The following is a 14,700-nucleotide window of genomic DNA, read 5'->3' on the forward strand; positions in this document are numbered from 1 at the left end:
TCCCTATCTCCCTATCCCCCTATCCCCCTATCCCCCTATCCTCCATCTAACAATTCTGCCCGATCTTCTGTATTCTGAAAGGAAGCAACGTTATTATAATTTTTGTAAACAAACTCTAATCCCAATCCTTCCATGAGTAACAGCCCTCTCCATGCCTTCTTTGTCGGTCGTGCCCTATCCGAGGCGATCGCCGAAGAAGTAGAATACACCCTAACTCATGCCCTCAGCAACTTCGGTAAAGCTGATGCAGAACAACAAGAACGGCTCAAAAACTTCCCGCAAATGGTCTTAGATCGAGCTGCAGCCGCAGAATCAGCCGCCCGCACGGGAAACCCCTCCCCCGCTTCCCCAGTAGCCAATCCTCCAGCGCGCGACCTCCAAGAAACACTTGATGATTTGCGGGCCGAAATTGCCCAACTGCGCTCTGAACTGCAAAAATATCGCTCCCGTTCCACCTAAACCTCAATCCCAGACTTTCCTTAACCCAATCCATTCATGACCCACTGATGACCTCTGTATCTGCGCTCTCCGACGTATCCAACGATCCATCAGCCCTTTCCCCCTCCAGTACCCTGGAACAAGGCTATAGCAGTAAATCCTATCGCTGGAATCGTCCCAAATATTCCCGAAACCGCCGTTTTGTCGATATCTGGAGTTTCTTCTGGCTCTTCCTAGGATCTGCGTGGCTCAATGGTAAAGCCTGGAGTTACCGAGGCGGTATGACCGAGGAAAAAATCCAAAAAAGACGGCGACAGCAAGCGATTTGGATTCGGGATACCTTCCTAGATCTAGGGCCTACCTTTATTAAACTCGGCCAACTCTTCTCCACCCGTGCAGACTTATTTCCCATCGAATATGTAGAAGAACTCTCCAAACTGCAAGACCGCGTACCCGCCTTTAGCTATGAAAAAGCGGAAAGCATTATCAAGGAAGACCTAGGAAAGTCCGTTCAAGACCTCTATAGCAGTTTTGACCCCATCCCCATGGCGGCTGCTAGTTTAGGCCAGGTTCACCGGGCCCAACTCCATAGCGGTGAAGAAGTGGTGGTGAAAATCCAACGACCCGGTCTCAGGCAATTATTTACCATTGATTTAGAGATTCTCAAAGGTATTGCCCACTATTTCCAAAATCATCCTGACTGGGGAAAGGGACGGGACTGGCTCGGCATCTATGAGGAATGTTGCCGCATTTTATGGGAAGAAATTGATTATCTCAATGAAGGGCGCAATGCAGATACCTTTCGGCGCAACTTCCGCCAAGAAAATTGGGTGAAAGTGCCCAGAGTCTATTGGCGCTATACCTCTCCCCGTGTCTTAACTCTTGAATATGCTCCAGGGATCAAAATAAGTCAGTACGATGCCCTAGAAGCAGCCGGATTAGACCGTAAAAATTTGGCTCATTTGGGGGCAAAAGCCTATTTAATGCAAATTCTCTACAGCGGGTTTTTCCATGCTGACCCCCATCCAGGGAATATTGCCGTCAGTGCTGAAGGGTCACTCATTTTTTATGATTTTGGCATGATGGGCCAAATTCAAGCAGTGACCCGTGAAAAACTTTTAGATACCTTTTTTGGAATTGCCCAAAAAGATGGCAATCGGGTGATGAATTCGTTGATTGCCTTGGGCGCACTGGCTCCCACAGGAGATATGGGGCCGGTGAGGCGATCGATTCAATACATGTTGGATCATTTTATGGATCAACCTTTTGAAACTCAGTCTGTGAGTGAAATTAGTGACGATCTTTATGAGATTGCCTACGATCAACCGTTCCGGTTTCCGGCAACGTTTACGTTTGTGATGCGTGCCTTTTCTACCTTAGAAGGGGTAGGGAAAGGTCTTGACCCAGAATTTAGTTTTATGGAAGTAGCGAAACCCTTTGCAACAGAGCTTATGAATAGTGGAAACGGATCGGCAGGAAATAATTTGTTGGGGGAACTCAGTCGCCAAGCCACTCAGATGAGTAATACGGCTTTGGGGTTGCCCCGTCGTTTAGAGGATGCTTTGGATAAGTTGGAGCAGGGTGATATCCGGGTGCGGGTGAGAGCGACAGAGAGCGATCGCATCCTCAGACGGATCAGTAGTATGAGTTTGGTGAACACCTATGGTATCCTAATTAGCGGCTTGACTATTGCTGCAGCAATTTTGATTAGTGCGGATAAACTAGGATTGGCCGTAGTCGTTGCTGTATTGGCGATCGCCTTAGCGGTTATATTGTTCCGTCTGATGCGGCGAATTAATCGTTTTGATCGAATGCCTTAGTCCAAAGTGACCCACCAGAGGTTACAATTAAACCACCAGAGGTTACAATTAGAGGGGAGAAATCTCTTCATAGCCATCCCTTAGTTACTGTTTTGGTCAGAAAACTTATGAAACGCATCTTCACGGGTCTAACTGATACGGGGCTAGTCCGTTTTGTCAACCAAGATGCCTTCTATTATGACCCGGAAGGTCGATTTTTTATTGTTGCCGATGGTATGGGTGGCCATGCTGGTGGAGAAGAAGCCAGTAAATTAGCCACCAAAACCATTGAAGAGTATTTATTAGCTCATTGGGACTCGGAGAAGTCTTCCGGTGAGTTGTTGAAGGCAGCTCTCTTGAAAGCCAATGATGCAATTGTTGAAGACCAGCGCCAGTATCCTGAACGCTCCGATATGGGAACCACAGCAGTAGTCGTTTTGTTCCGTGAATCCCAAGATCAGAACGTGGAGGAATCTTGGGTGGCTCACATTGGTGACTCTCGTCTCTATCGGCTGCGCGGGCATAATCTGGAGCAGATGACCGTCGATCATACTTGGGTGGCTAAGGCGATGGCTTCTGGAGTCCTCGATCAAGAACAGGGACGTACCCATCCCTGGAGGCATGTGTTATCCCAATGCTTGGGACGCGAAGATACCCAAGATGAGGATATTGATGTAGATTTGATCGAGTTACAAGGAGGCGATCGCCTCTTGCTCTGTAGCGACGGTTTAACCGAAGAACTCCCCGACGGAACCATCGCTTCTACCCTCAAATCTATTCGAGCCTGTAAGTCTGCTGGAGAGAAATTAATCCAATTGGCTAAAGAAAAAGGGGGACGAGACAATATCACGGTGATTATTGTTGCCATGGAAAGTGACTAGGCAGCCAGTGAGGAGTAGGCAACAGGCAATAGGCAGGAGATAATTTCCCCGTATCTCCCCACTTCTGTCCCAAAATCTCTAGACAAAAAACTAGAGATTTGTTCATCATGAGCATTTTTAGCTTTGTAAACTTGCTAAAACATCCTCAAGAAAAGCCAATGTGGTCAATCTGTCAAACATTTGTTATATTTTGTAATATTACTAGACATGCTTAGGTATGAGGACATGGGACAGAGAGGAAATAGCCCAAACATCTTTAGAGACAAATGTCTCCATGCTATTACCCATCACAACCCATGACCAACCTACGTCACACTATTCTCAGTCCTACTGAACCCAAATGGAGGAGTCTTTGATGAACGAACCCATGCAACTCACCCTAGAACAAGAATTTAATCTTCGATCTTTTCAAACCCAAGTCGAAAAAATGAGTCGCGAGCAAGCACAAGAATTCCTCGTTAAGCTGTATGAACAAATGATGTTACGAGAAACCATGTATCAACAATTTATCAAACACGAGTGGGGTTTAGATTAAATTAAGCACACCTTATCGTATCTATTGAGAACTAGAAGCTCAAGATTTGTTGGGTTGTGGGTCTAACTTCCACTTTAGAGTGTTAGGGTAAGAGTAGATTCACCCCTCAGTATTACACTTACCCCTTATGTTCAAGCGTGCTTTAATCTCCACCGATTTATCCGATGGATTATACCGTCTAGTCAATTCAGTTCCCGCTCTAGCTCAAAGTGGTTTAGAGCAAGTTGTATTTACCCATTGTGTAGCCTTAGAAGGAATAATTCCCAAAGCAGATAATGAAAAGATTGAATGGGCAAGATCTCGCTTATCTGTCCTGCGTCCAAATATCCCCGATAGCTTGGAAGTCAAAGGTGAAGTTGTTTCCTCAGTGAAACCCCATGAAACTATTCTAGATGTAGCAAAAAAACATCATTCCGATGTGATTATCATGGGAGCGAATATCCATACGTTCATGGATGAACAAGTTTTTGGCAGTACCAGTCGGAGTTTAGCCGAACATACGGAGATTCCGATCATGGTTTTACGACCCCAACTAATTTCTACCTATACGTCTGAAGAATTAAACCTGCGGTGTCGTTATCTATTTCGATATTTAATGCTAACCTATGATGGCAGTCCCAGCGCCCAATACTTGTTAAAACGAGTTAAAGATTATGCCCAAAACCGGCCCGCTAACTCCCTAGAAAAAGTACTGCTTGTTTGGGTTGTTGAAGAAGGTAGTCGCCGAGAATATAAAGATGTCAATTATGAATTAGAAAAAGCGAACACTGAACTCCAGAAAGTGAAGGAAGATTTATCGAGTCTCGATTTAGAGGTCGAAGTTGAAGTGCGTCAAGGGGAAGTTATTCCCCAGATTTTTGAGTCTGCCTTGATGCATGATATTAGTGCGATCGCGGTTTCGTCGAGTCGAAAAAATAAAATTCTAGAATGGTCTTCACCGAGTATCAGTAACAAAATCTTGCGGCGCAGTTGGCATCCAATTCTTTACTTCTCTCCTAGTCACTAGAGTTCAAAACCACATTTTAGCTCTCCTAACTTAATGAGTTCCTTGCTATATCACTAAAAAGAAGAATCCGGGACTCCAGCTTCCAATTTCATCAGGATTTGGGGTTGGAGTTTTTCAAATTCTTTTTGCAGAAGTTCTTTACTACGAGTGGGTTGACCTCCAGCAATAGAATCACTGCCTGTAGCCCAATCTTGTAGCCTTTTCCGTTGCGAAAGGTTAACACTAATGCTAATGACATCTGCACAACGGCCGGGTTCTTCTAAGGGAAAAAATAATAAGCAGTAACGTCCTGTATGTGCTAATAGATTAGCTAGATGCTTACCCTTATTGCTTTTGAGATCCATATAATACCTCAACCATCTTGGCCCCTGTTTAGGATCGTACAAAACGGTGAGCCACAAAATCATCGGATGAGGAGAAACAGAATACAAAAAGTTCTTATAGGTTTTATTATACAATCGGCTAATTTGTCGTTGTTCAATTTCCTGTTTCTTAAGCATTGCCCACAATGTCACCACAGATTCTTTGGTTTGGGTTTGCAAGACTTGCGGAAAGACAATTTGAGCTAGGGGCTTGCCTTTGGGCCAAGTTTGTTCCCAACAGACCATATCAATGGCAGGTTTTGCCTCAATCAGTTGTAGTTTCCCAGGGGCTTTTGTCGGGCTTGATCCTGGAGAAACTTGGGTTGGAGGGGTTGTTTTTGCAGAGGGGGGAGAATTAATGGAAACTGGGGAAGATTTTTTTTGAGCGGGTTCAGAAGCAGGCGAGGATTTACTGCCATTTTCCGCAGGAGTTGGGGAGGCATGGAGATTTTTTTCTAACTGCTCTAGGGTTTTAACAATGTCTCCTGCACTTTGGGGACGTTCTTTGGGCTTTTTGGCTAAACATCGGAAGATTAAGTGTTTTATCTCTGAAGGGAGTTTGAGGTAAGGAGCAACGGATTCAAAGGAGCGGGGGGTTTGAAAATGATGTGTTTTATACCAGGCTCCAAAGGTATGGGTTTCCGCTGTCAAGGGCATATGGCTGGTGAGCATTTGGAACATCATCACCCCTAAGCTGTAGAGGTCAGAACTGCTGGTGAGTTCTTTGCCTTCCATTTGTTCGGGGGAGGAATAGGCTAAAGTGCCCATAAAACAGTTGGTTTGTCCGGCGGTCTCTTCTTGGAGGAGTTTAGCAATCCCAAAATCGAGAACTTTCACCAGTTCTCCAAAACTGGAATCTTGGGTAACGAGGATATTACTGGGTTTGATGTCTCGATGGACGATGGGAACGATTTTACCATCTTTTTGAATGCCTTCATGGGCACATTGTAAGCCAAGAGCAATTTGTCGGGTTAGACTTAGGAAACGCTCTAGGTTAATGTTGTCTTCGCGGATCACATCGCTGAGGCTGTCTCCTTGAAGATATTCCATGACGTAAAAGGGGATTTCGTCGGTTACCCCATAGTCCATGACGCGGACAATGTGGAGGCTATGTTGTCCGAGGAGGGCACAGGTGGTGGCTTCTCGCTCGAAGCGATCGCGCATTTTTTTATTCAGCAGGGCTTGAGAGAGAAATTTAACCGCGACCAATACTCCGCCGACTCTCGCATCTTTGGCCAGGTAGACTTTCCCCATTGCTCCCTTACCAAGTAGTTCGACAAGCTCATAGCGATTAAATAGAATGCGGCCAATATTGGGGTCACTCATTGGATGTTACACCAGAATACTGGAATCAACTGGAATTCTTCCTATTGTTAACGACGGTATGGGGTAAGGAGAGCAAATGCACCTCATCCAAATTCTGCTAGTCCTCTTGCGTTTTACCGTCCGATCCAAACTATGAATGACTAGCTCAGATAGAGGCTATCCATTCTAGAGGATGGTTTGGATATTTAATTGTAAGGGTTTCCATGATCGGTACAGTTGATCATTATCCTTTCATTGTAGCTTGAGTTCGCAGGGGTTTACGCACTTTAGCTTTCTGTTTGCCTCTCTAGGCGAGCTTCCATGGCACTGGTTAAGTAATGTCCTGCCATCACTGCGCTAGAGAGATGATAGGTGTCGTAGTCAATGCGATAGAGGGTTTCAAAACTACTGCGACGTTCTTTATCTCCAAGAACCCAATAGCGCTGAATGATGGAGTCTGGAGCTACCCAACCTTCTCCTTCGGCTTTTTTTCCGAGGAGACTGTGTTGGAGAACGAAGGTATATCGGCGTTCGCCACTGTCGAGGCGGCCTTTATATTGAAAGGATATGGGGTCGCGATCGCCGTTGCTAAAGGTCAGTTTCATGACCATGGTAAACCAGTTATCGGTGGACCACCGTACTAAGCTTGCTCCTCGGATGGCGATCGGTAGACCATCTTTCTCTAGCCAGTTTCCTTCCAGAGTCCAGCGTCCAGGTTCCATTAAGAATGTATGAGCCACTTCGATCGCCTCTAAATTCTTGTCTCAGATTGTTTCGAGTCTTAAGCAACCGTGCTTAATGATCTAGTTAGCGATCATAACATTGTTGTCCGATGGCTTCCAACTGGGTGTAGGTGTCCCAGAATTTGACTAGAGTTGGCCCCCGTGACTTGGGGAAGATTACCGGGAATACCGAGATGATGCCAATAGCCTAAGACGGCAAAGGCGATCGCTTCTTTAAATTCGGCATTTAAGCCCATCTCTTCCGTCGTCAGGACTTGAATGGGGCTTAGGTGGTGTTGAATGCGCTCTTTGAGGTACCGGTTACGACTGCCACCCCCACACAGTAGGATGCGATCGGGCATCTGAGGCAGAAATTGGTGATAGTTTTGCTTAACGGAAACGGCGGTAAATTCCGTGAGAGTAGCTAACACATCAGCATTGGAGAGGTCATAAGCTTGGCACTCTCGCCAACAGCGCTGCCAGAATTCCAACCCAAAATATTCCCTTCCCGTAGATTTGGGGGGAGGTTGCTGAAAATAGGGGTCTTGCATCCATTGGTCTACTAAGGGTTGGCAGGGGGTTCCACTGGCTGCCCAAGCGCCGTTGAGATCTAGCCGTTGAGTGCCCTGGGTTAACTGCTCAACGGCTAGATCCAGCAGGCTATTTCCCGGGCCGGTATCCCATCCCCGGACTCGATCTAGATGCTGATGACTGTTGACCGGAAGATACGTTAGATTGCCAATGCCACCTAGATTTTGGATACATTGGCTTTGAGTGGGATGGCTGAGGATGCAGGCATCTATGGGGGAAACGAGGGGGGCCCCATGTCCACCTGCGGCGATATCCGCTTGGCGAAAATTACTAATGGTGGGGATACGGGTATTGTAGGCGATCGCTTCTCCGCGTCCGAGTTGCAGGCTATAACCCAGTCCTCCATTGGGGGGACGGTGAAAGACGGTTTGCCCATGGGAGGCAATTCGTTGGGCGGGAGGATGGCCTTGCTGTACCTTGAGAGCAGCTTGGCTAAAAGCTTGTGCTATTTTGTCGTCAACAGCAGCAAGTTGGGGAAGGGAGAGAGATGCGCCAGCGGCGATCGCCAATATTTCCCTCTGCAACTCCTCCGGATAAGCATAGGTTTCCCCAGCGATTAAATCCACTTTTAACTCATATCCTTCTCCAGAAATTTCCACCAGCGCCGCATCAATTCCATCTGCTGATGTTCCACTAATCAAGCCAATAATATACATCCTGTGACAACCTTTTTTCTGCTAGATCGGCAACCGATTAATTGCCTTATTATCCCCAATTAACACCATGGAATCCCCCTTTTCCATCCGTTGATTTGGCCTGGGATTTACCTCCAATTTATTCCCCTGATGATTAATCGCAATCATCGTCAACCCATACTCGTTCCTTAAATCCAACTCTAACAGAGTTTTACCCGCAAACTCTTCAGGCACTAACAATTCTACCATACTATTATCTGGATCGAGTTCTACCCGCTCTAAAATATTCGGCTTCGTCAGAGAAATCGCTAAATTACAACCCATCTCATATTCTGGGAACACCACCCAATCGGCTCCCACCTTATTAAGCAGTTTCTCATGAATTTTAGAAGAAGCTTTTGCCACCACAAATTTGACCCCAGCCTCTTTCAAGTTCAACGTCGTAATCACACTCTCTTCCACATAATTTCCAATACTCACAATTACTGTATCAAACTCAAACACCCCTGCCTGTTTCAGCGCCATCGGATCGGTAGAGTCTAACTGCAAAACATGGGTAGCAATCTGACTATTAATCACTTGATTCACTTGCTGTTCGCTCGAATCAATCCCCATGACTTCATAGCCCATATTATACAGGGTTGCAGAAACTGCTCGCCCAAACCGTCCTAACCCAATCACCGCAAACTGTTGATTATTTTGACGTAGGCGACGAAACCACCCAAATGACTCTTTTTTCACTGCACGATCTCCCCTGAATTAAACTCTAAATTTAAATTCTAATGTATAATGCTAAAAAAGTTAACAGCACTTGTTCGATTCAATACTATTCAAGAGTAGCCATCAAACTTTCCCGCTTAACTCATGATGAAAGAAAAAGAAAAACAATCCTTGGACTTGCCAATATCCAGCCTCACTAAACATTATTCGCCTGAAAACAAATTGCTGTTGTCCTGTATTCGTTATCAACTTAATTCGGCAACAGCTTCTGATGTTAGAGATTTGCTGAAAAGAGATTTACATTGGGATATTCTGGTTTCAAATGCAGTTCGACAGAATGTATTTATGCTAGTTTATAAGACTTTGAAAATAAATAATTCAAAATTCATTCCTTCATCTGTATTTGAGAGGATGGAAATCGAAGCTCAAAAACGGATGACGTATAATTTATTTTTAACTCATAAACTTTTTCAAGTGCTCAACTTATTTGCAGAACATAATATCCAAGCTATTCCTTTTAAGGGGCCAATATGGGCACAATTAGCCTATGGTAATATGGGATTGAGAGAGTTTTCTGACTTGGATGTCTTAGTGCGTCCTCAAGATTTTTCTAAAGCAAAAGATGTACTCATTGAGCAAGGGTATTATGACAAAAACTTTGGTGCCAATGAAAAGAGTCTTGGAGAGGCTCAAATGGTATTACCCGATCGCCGAACGAACATCGACGTACACTATAAATTAACACCACGAGATTTTTATCTACAGGTCGAGACGGAATCCTTTTTTGAAGACTTGCAAACTTTATCTCTTTTGGGCAAAAAAATAGCAACATTTTCTCCAGAAAACTCTCTCGCAATTAGTTATCTCCAGGGCACAAAAGATAGTTGGAATTCATTGAAAAGAATCTGTGATTTTGGAAGATTAATTCAGACTTATCCGGAGGCAAATTGGCAAGAAGTTATCGCTCGATGCCAAACAGATGAGAACGATCGCGTATTTTTGCTAGGAATTGCGATCGCCCAAACCTATCTACAGATTTCCCTTCCAGAGATATTTTCAGACAAGCTGAAGCAGTTTCCAGAAGTCTTGAAAGTTGCCAGACAACATAAAGAGTATATGTATCATAAAAACATGGAATATGGCTATATCTTCTTTATTATCAGTTTGTGGGAGAGAAGAGAAAACACTTTATGGAGTAGGTTGCAATATTTGCTAAAGATTATTTTTCGTGTGAATGCAAGCGATCGAGAATTATTTCCCCTGCCCGATCTTTTGTTTTTTGTCTATTATCCCCTGAGAATTGTCAGGTTAATCGGAAAGCATAAAATCAGCAAAGAAAAAATATCGTCTCTCTGGAATTTATTCAAAGGTTGATATTATTGATAATACTTGGCTTGAATAGAAAACAAACGCGCATAAGTCCCACCTAGTTTTAATAACTCTTGGTGGGAACCCGTTTCCACAATTCTACCATTTTCTAGGACAAAGATGCGATCGACCATCTTGACTGTAGAGAGACGATGGCTGATGAGAATGGCTGTTTTTCCTTGAATCAGTTGACGGAATTGTTCAAATACCTCATATTCTGCTTCAGCATCAAGTGCGCTGGTGGGTTCGTCGAGAATCAGCAGTTGAGCAGGACGCAGGAATGCGCGAGCGATCGCCACTTTTTGCCATTCGCCAATGCTCAATTCTTCTCCTTCTTCAAATTGCGTTCCTAACATGGTATCATAGCCTCTTGGCAGTCGAGAAATAATTCCTTCTGCTCCTGATTTTTGGGCGGCTTGGATAATATCTTGATGATTATCAATATGGTCAATATTACCAAAACCAATATTTTCTCGAACTGTTAAATTGTAGCGCCCGTAATCTTGAAAGACTACACTTATGTTTTGCCGCCAATCGATGACAGAAAGTTCGCGCAAGTCAATGCCATCAATTGTAATTCGTCCATTTGTCGGATCGTAGAGACGACATAATAATTTAATTAACGTGGTTTTTCCTGCGCCATTTTCTCCCACTAAAGCGACTGTTTCTCCTGCGGGAATCGTGAGGTTTATATCTTCGAGTAAGGGACGACGACTATGGGGATATTGGAAAGAAACATTTTCAAATCTTAAACCTTTTTTGAGGGGTTGGGGAACCCATTGAGGATGGATAGGATTAGCAATCGTGGGTTTTAAGTCTAGAAATTCGTAAAGATGGGAGAGAAATAAACTATTTTCGTATAAACTTGCTACATTAGCCAAGAGCTGTCCTAAACAGGCTTGACCTCGTTGAAAGCCTTGGTAATACATGACCAAACTTCCGAGCGTGATTTCTCCTTGGATGGTTTGATAGGCAATAAAACTAAATACGGCAAAAATCGCGAAAATACCACTCAATTGAGTCAAAAAATCGGCGATCGCCCGTTTTCTCGCTAAACCTAATTTTTCTTGACGAATCTCCTGGCGTAGGTCATAATACCGGCTACGAAACAGCGTTCCAAGATCGAATAACCGGATTTCTTTGGCATAGGTATCTAAGGTGAGCATCCAATGAAAGTACCAAGCAATCCGTTCTTTTCCCGTCCAAGTCTTTTGCTGTCGGTACAGTATTTTACTATGTTGTAAGCGAACGAATAAAACTGGCAGTGCTGCGGCTAATAAGACGGTACTAATCGACCAGTGTAGGGAAAGTAGCAATCCGGCGATCGCCACCAGAGAAATCGCATTTTGGGCTAACGGTAGCAAACTATTCAGTAGGTTTTGCGGTCGATAACTGGCTTCCTGTTGAGCGCGATGCAGAGAATTATAAAAATTAGCATTTTCGTAATATTCTAGGTCAAGCTCAATGGATTTGCTATGTAAAATATCATTGACAAAATCAGTAACAATTTGCGATTGAGCTTGGGTGGCATACCCGGAGAAAGCCCGTAGTAGATTGGTAATCAGTGCTGTTATCCCCACCAGAAGCACAATTATCAGGACATCATAAAAAGCAGCCATGCCATTGCCAATACCCGCAGTCACTGTATCGATCAGTAACTTCATTAAATACAGTGAGGCTAATGGCAATAAACCTTGCAAAAACACCAGAATGATCGTGCAAGATGTCCAAAATCGTGTACTTTGCCAAACTAAACCGATCGCTCTGTTGAGGTTTTTGAGCAGTTGTACTTGAGATTGCATCTGTGTTATTCTTCTCCCAAGAACCAACTGACAATCGTCAATCTCTCTCCGGCTGTGACTGGCTTCACTTCATGCATCAGATCGCTCTCAAACGCCACAAACAAGCCGGGTTGGCCATTGAGCGACAAGCCTAACTTATTTGCTTTCTCATCTTTCAATAAACCATAAAACATTAATTCTCCACCTTTATAAGTATCGAGACTGCTACTGTCTGATTTTTCGGTCTGTTCTTCACCATTCACGAAAATGACGACAGAAATCCGTCGCCTTTGGTTAATATGTTGGTAATTCTCGTTAAAATTACGATCTTGGTGGGGCAAATAAAAGCCACCTTCTCGGTAAAACAAAAAGTTAAGCCCTTGACAATCCACTAATTTTACTTGAAATTTGGCTTCCAGTTGTGGGGCGATCGCTCTGAGCTTATGACCGACGGTTTCAACAATGGATTGGGATAACTGGGTTTGTTGAACTTTGCGAAGGGTTTCATCCACTACAGATTCGCCTTTATCGTTCACCACACCACCGAGATCAATTTTCTGAGCTTGACGAGTGGCTGCTAGGATTTGCTGACAAAGTTGGCGATCGAGGAAGTCTCGTACTACGAAGACACCCAAGCGCTCAAACAGGGTTAATTGATCGAACATTGACAGATTTTGGTTTAATTGAATAGCAAGTCAAATGCAGTATATGACTTTATGAGTGGTATTGTCGGTATTTTCAATGGGGACGGTCAACCCATTGATGCCAATCTTTTACAGCAAATGACCGATTTGATGAGACCTCAAGCTCCTGATGCTCAGAATATATGGAGTGAGAGTCATGTGGGTTTAGGTCATTCTCTCTTGCGGACAACCTGGGAATCGGAAAATGAACAGCAACCTCTGGGTTTAAATGGGAAGATTTGGATTACTGGGGATATCCGCTTGGATCGCCGTCAGGAGCTAATCGAACGCTTGCGTGCTTCGGGATGCAATCTAGAGAACGATATACCTGATGTTGACTTGGTTTTACATGCCTATCAGGTTTGGGGAGACGCTTGTTTAGAACGACTGAGCGGGGATTTTGCGTTTGCGATTTGGGATAGCCACAAACAACGTTTATTTTGTGCTAGAGACCAGTTTGGGATTGTCCCCTTTTATTATGCAGAAATGGGTCAAACTCTGGTGTTTAGCAATCATCTCAACACCGTGCTATTCCATCCTGGAGTATCGAATCGCCTGAATGAGAGTGCGATCGCCGATTTCCTCCTCTTTAGCATGAACATGGATATGGCCACCACCACGTTTGCCGATATCCAAAAATTGCCCCCCGCTCATACTTTAATTTACTCCGAAGGGAGAATTAACATTCAGCGTTACTGGCAATTGCCCGAAGATGTGGAATACCTACAGTATCAGCGCCCGGAAAAATATGTCGAGCAATTTCGGGAGTTGTTTGAACGCTCAGTTGCCGATAGACTCCGAACCCACAGTGTGGGAACCCATTTAAGCGGGGGAATGGACTCGACGAGTATTGCTGCCACTGCCTATAAATTAATCACAGCAACCGCTTCACCGGTTGATTTTCGAGCTTATGCCATTGTTTACAAACATCTAATTCCCGACGAAGAAGGAGACTATGCCACACAAGTTGCTGAAATGGCTGGTTTTCCCATTGAGTACCTGGTGGTGGAAGACTACATTGGACAGGCCCCAGGGGAACATCCAGAATACATCTATCCCGAACCGCTATTGATTCCCGATCAAACTGCCGAAGTAGAAATTATGCGGCGCATAGCTGGGTATAGTCGGGTTCTGCTGGCTGGCTTTGGTGGCGATCCTGCCCTCTATCCAAGGCCGTCTTCCCCGGATAAGTCCCTATTGGGTTACATCCGCTCTCTGCGTGCCCAACTGAGGTTGCGTACCCGGTTGCGCCAGTGCCTGAAAAGAGGGCAAGAAGAACGGTTCGGCTCCGCTCACCGCGAGCAGCAAAAGATTGATTTTCCTGACTGGTTTAACCCAGATTTTGCCGAACGAATGCAATTGAAAGCGCGACTGGAAGAACAATTGACTGCGCCAGGACAGAGAGACCGCTACGGCATGACTTCTGCTCCCTTGTGGTCGAATATATTTGCTTGGTCCGATCCGGGCTTCACCGGTTTTCCCATTAAAGTGCGCTTTCCCTTTTTCGATTTGCGCTTAGTGCTGTACTTGCTGTCAGTACCGTCAACACCCTGGTTAGACAATAAATTCTTGCTCAGGCAAGCGATGAAAGGTATGTTGCCAGAATCTGTACTACAGCGACCCAAAACAACGCTGCGGGGGTTTCCCCACTATAATCTCATGCAGGAGCGCGGAATCCAGCCCTGGATGGTAGAGTTGGCAGAACATCCAAAATTGTCCAGCTCTGTCAATAGCAAAGGTCTGTTAGAAAGACTGCAAGCCGTTGCCGAACTAACTCCTGCCAGCTATAATCAGTGCGCGACGGTGATGCAATTGGGATACTGGTTTCGTCATCAGCAGCATTGATAGCTTAGACTCCAACTCATCTTATCCCT

General features: G+C 44.7%; 13 protein-coding genes. 7 read left to right on the top strand and 6 right to left on the bottom strand.

Annotation, left to right across the window (positions count from 1 at the left end):
- Nucleotides 1-132: 132 nt before the first annotated feature.
- The 5 genes from AC3A14_RS00730 (at nt 133) to AC3A14_RS00750 (ending at nt 4,659) form a co-directional block, all read left to right on the top strand.
- On the top strand, nt 133-459 hold the full coding sequence (locus tag AC3A14_RS00730; RefSeq protein WP_318701257.1) for a DUF6825 family protein: 327 nt from the start codon (nt 133-135) through the stop codon (nt 457-459).
- Nucleotides 460-572: 113 nt separating this feature from the next.
- A complete protein-coding gene (locus AC3A14_RS00735) occupies nt 573-2,258 on the top strand; it encodes an ABC1 kinase family protein (RefSeq protein WP_487778896.1) in 1,686 nt (561 codons plus the stop codon).
- A 107-nt stretch (nt 2,259-2,365) separates the two neighbouring features.
- Complete coding sequence (locus tag AC3A14_RS00740) at nt 2,366-3,118, top strand: PP2C family protein-serine/threonine phosphatase (protein ID WP_318732033.1); 753 nt, start codon at nt 2,366-2,368, stop codon at nt 3,116-3,118.
- A gap of 355 nt (nt 3,119-3,473) precedes the next feature.
- Nucleotides 3,474-3,653, top strand: a complete 180-nt coding sequence (locus AC3A14_RS00745) for an NblA/ycf18 family protein (protein ID WP_271944232.1) — start codon at nt 3,474-3,476, stop codon at nt 3,651-3,653.
- Nucleotides 3,654-3,780: 127 nt separating this feature from the next.
- Nucleotides 3,781-4,659 carry a universal stress protein gene (locus tag AC3A14_RS00750; protein ID WP_318697973.1) on the top strand — a complete coding sequence of 293 codons (879 nt, stop codon included), beginning with the start codon at nt 3,781-3,783 and terminating at the stop codon, nt 4,657-4,659.
- Between the two features lie 53 nt (nt 4,660-4,712).
- On the opposite strand, the gene AC3A14_RS00755 is transcribed toward AC3A14_RS00750, so the two are convergent.
- The 4 genes from AC3A14_RS00755 to AC3A14_RS00770 form a co-directional block, all read right to left on the bottom strand.
- Nucleotides 4,713-6,347 carry a serine/threonine protein kinase gene (locus tag AC3A14_RS00755; RefSeq protein WP_318732032.1) on the bottom strand — a complete coding sequence of 545 codons (1,635 nt, stop codon included), beginning with the start codon at nt 6,345-6,347 and terminating at the stop codon, nt 4,713-4,715.
- Between the two features lie 266 nt (nt 6,348-6,613).
- Nucleotides 6,614-7,066 (bottom strand): hypothetical protein, encoded by a 453-nt coding sequence (locus AC3A14_RS00760; protein ID WP_318697971.1) that lies wholly within the window; start codon nt 7,064-7,066, stop codon nt 6,614-6,616.
- 74 nt (nt 7,067-7,140) lie between these two features.
- Complete coding sequence (locus tag AC3A14_RS00765; protein ID WP_318732031.1) at nt 7,141-8,295, bottom strand: anhydro-N-acetylmuramic acid kinase; 1,155 nt, start codon at nt 8,293-8,295, stop codon at nt 7,141-7,143.
- 21 nt (nt 8,296-8,316) lie between these two features.
- Nucleotides 8,317-9,015 carry a potassium channel family protein gene (locus AC3A14_RS00770; RefSeq protein ID WP_318697969.1) on the bottom strand — a complete coding sequence of 233 codons (699 nt, stop codon included), beginning with the start codon at nt 9,013-9,015 and terminating at the stop codon, nt 8,317-8,319.
- Between the two features lie 123 nt (nt 9,016-9,138).
- Between AC3A14_RS00770 and AC3A14_RS00775 the strand changes: the two genes are divergently transcribed.
- A complete protein-coding gene (locus tag AC3A14_RS00775) occupies nt 9,139-10,368 on the top strand; it encodes a nucleotidyltransferase domain-containing protein (protein WP_318732030.1) in 1,230 nt (409 codons plus the stop codon).
- 2 nt (nt 10,369-10,370) lie between these two features.
- Here the strand turns inward: AC3A14_RS00775 and AC3A14_RS00780 are convergent, their stop codons facing one another.
- Entirely contained in the window at nt 10,371-12,164 is a 1,794-nt protein-coding gene (locus AC3A14_RS00780) for an ABC transporter ATP-binding protein (protein ID WP_318732029.1), read from the bottom strand.
- A 5-nt stretch (nt 12,165-12,169) separates the two neighbouring features.
- Nucleotides 12,170-12,808: a 2OG-Fe(II) oxygenase gene (locus AC3A14_RS00785; RefSeq protein WP_318732028.1), complete on the bottom strand. Its 639-nt coding sequence runs from the start codon at nt 12,806-12,808 to the stop codon at nt 12,170-12,172.
- A gap of 18 nt (nt 12,809-12,826) precedes the next feature.
- Here AC3A14_RS00785 and AC3A14_RS00790 point away from each other — a divergent pair, with 18 nt between their 5' ends.
- Complete coding sequence (locus tag AC3A14_RS00790) at nt 12,827-14,671, top strand: asparagine synthetase B family protein (protein ID WP_318732027.1); 1,845 nt, start codon at nt 12,827-12,829, stop codon at nt 14,669-14,671.
- Nucleotides 14,672-14,700 lie beyond the last annotated feature (29 nt).

Source organism: Roseofilum sp. (assembly GCF_982964205.1).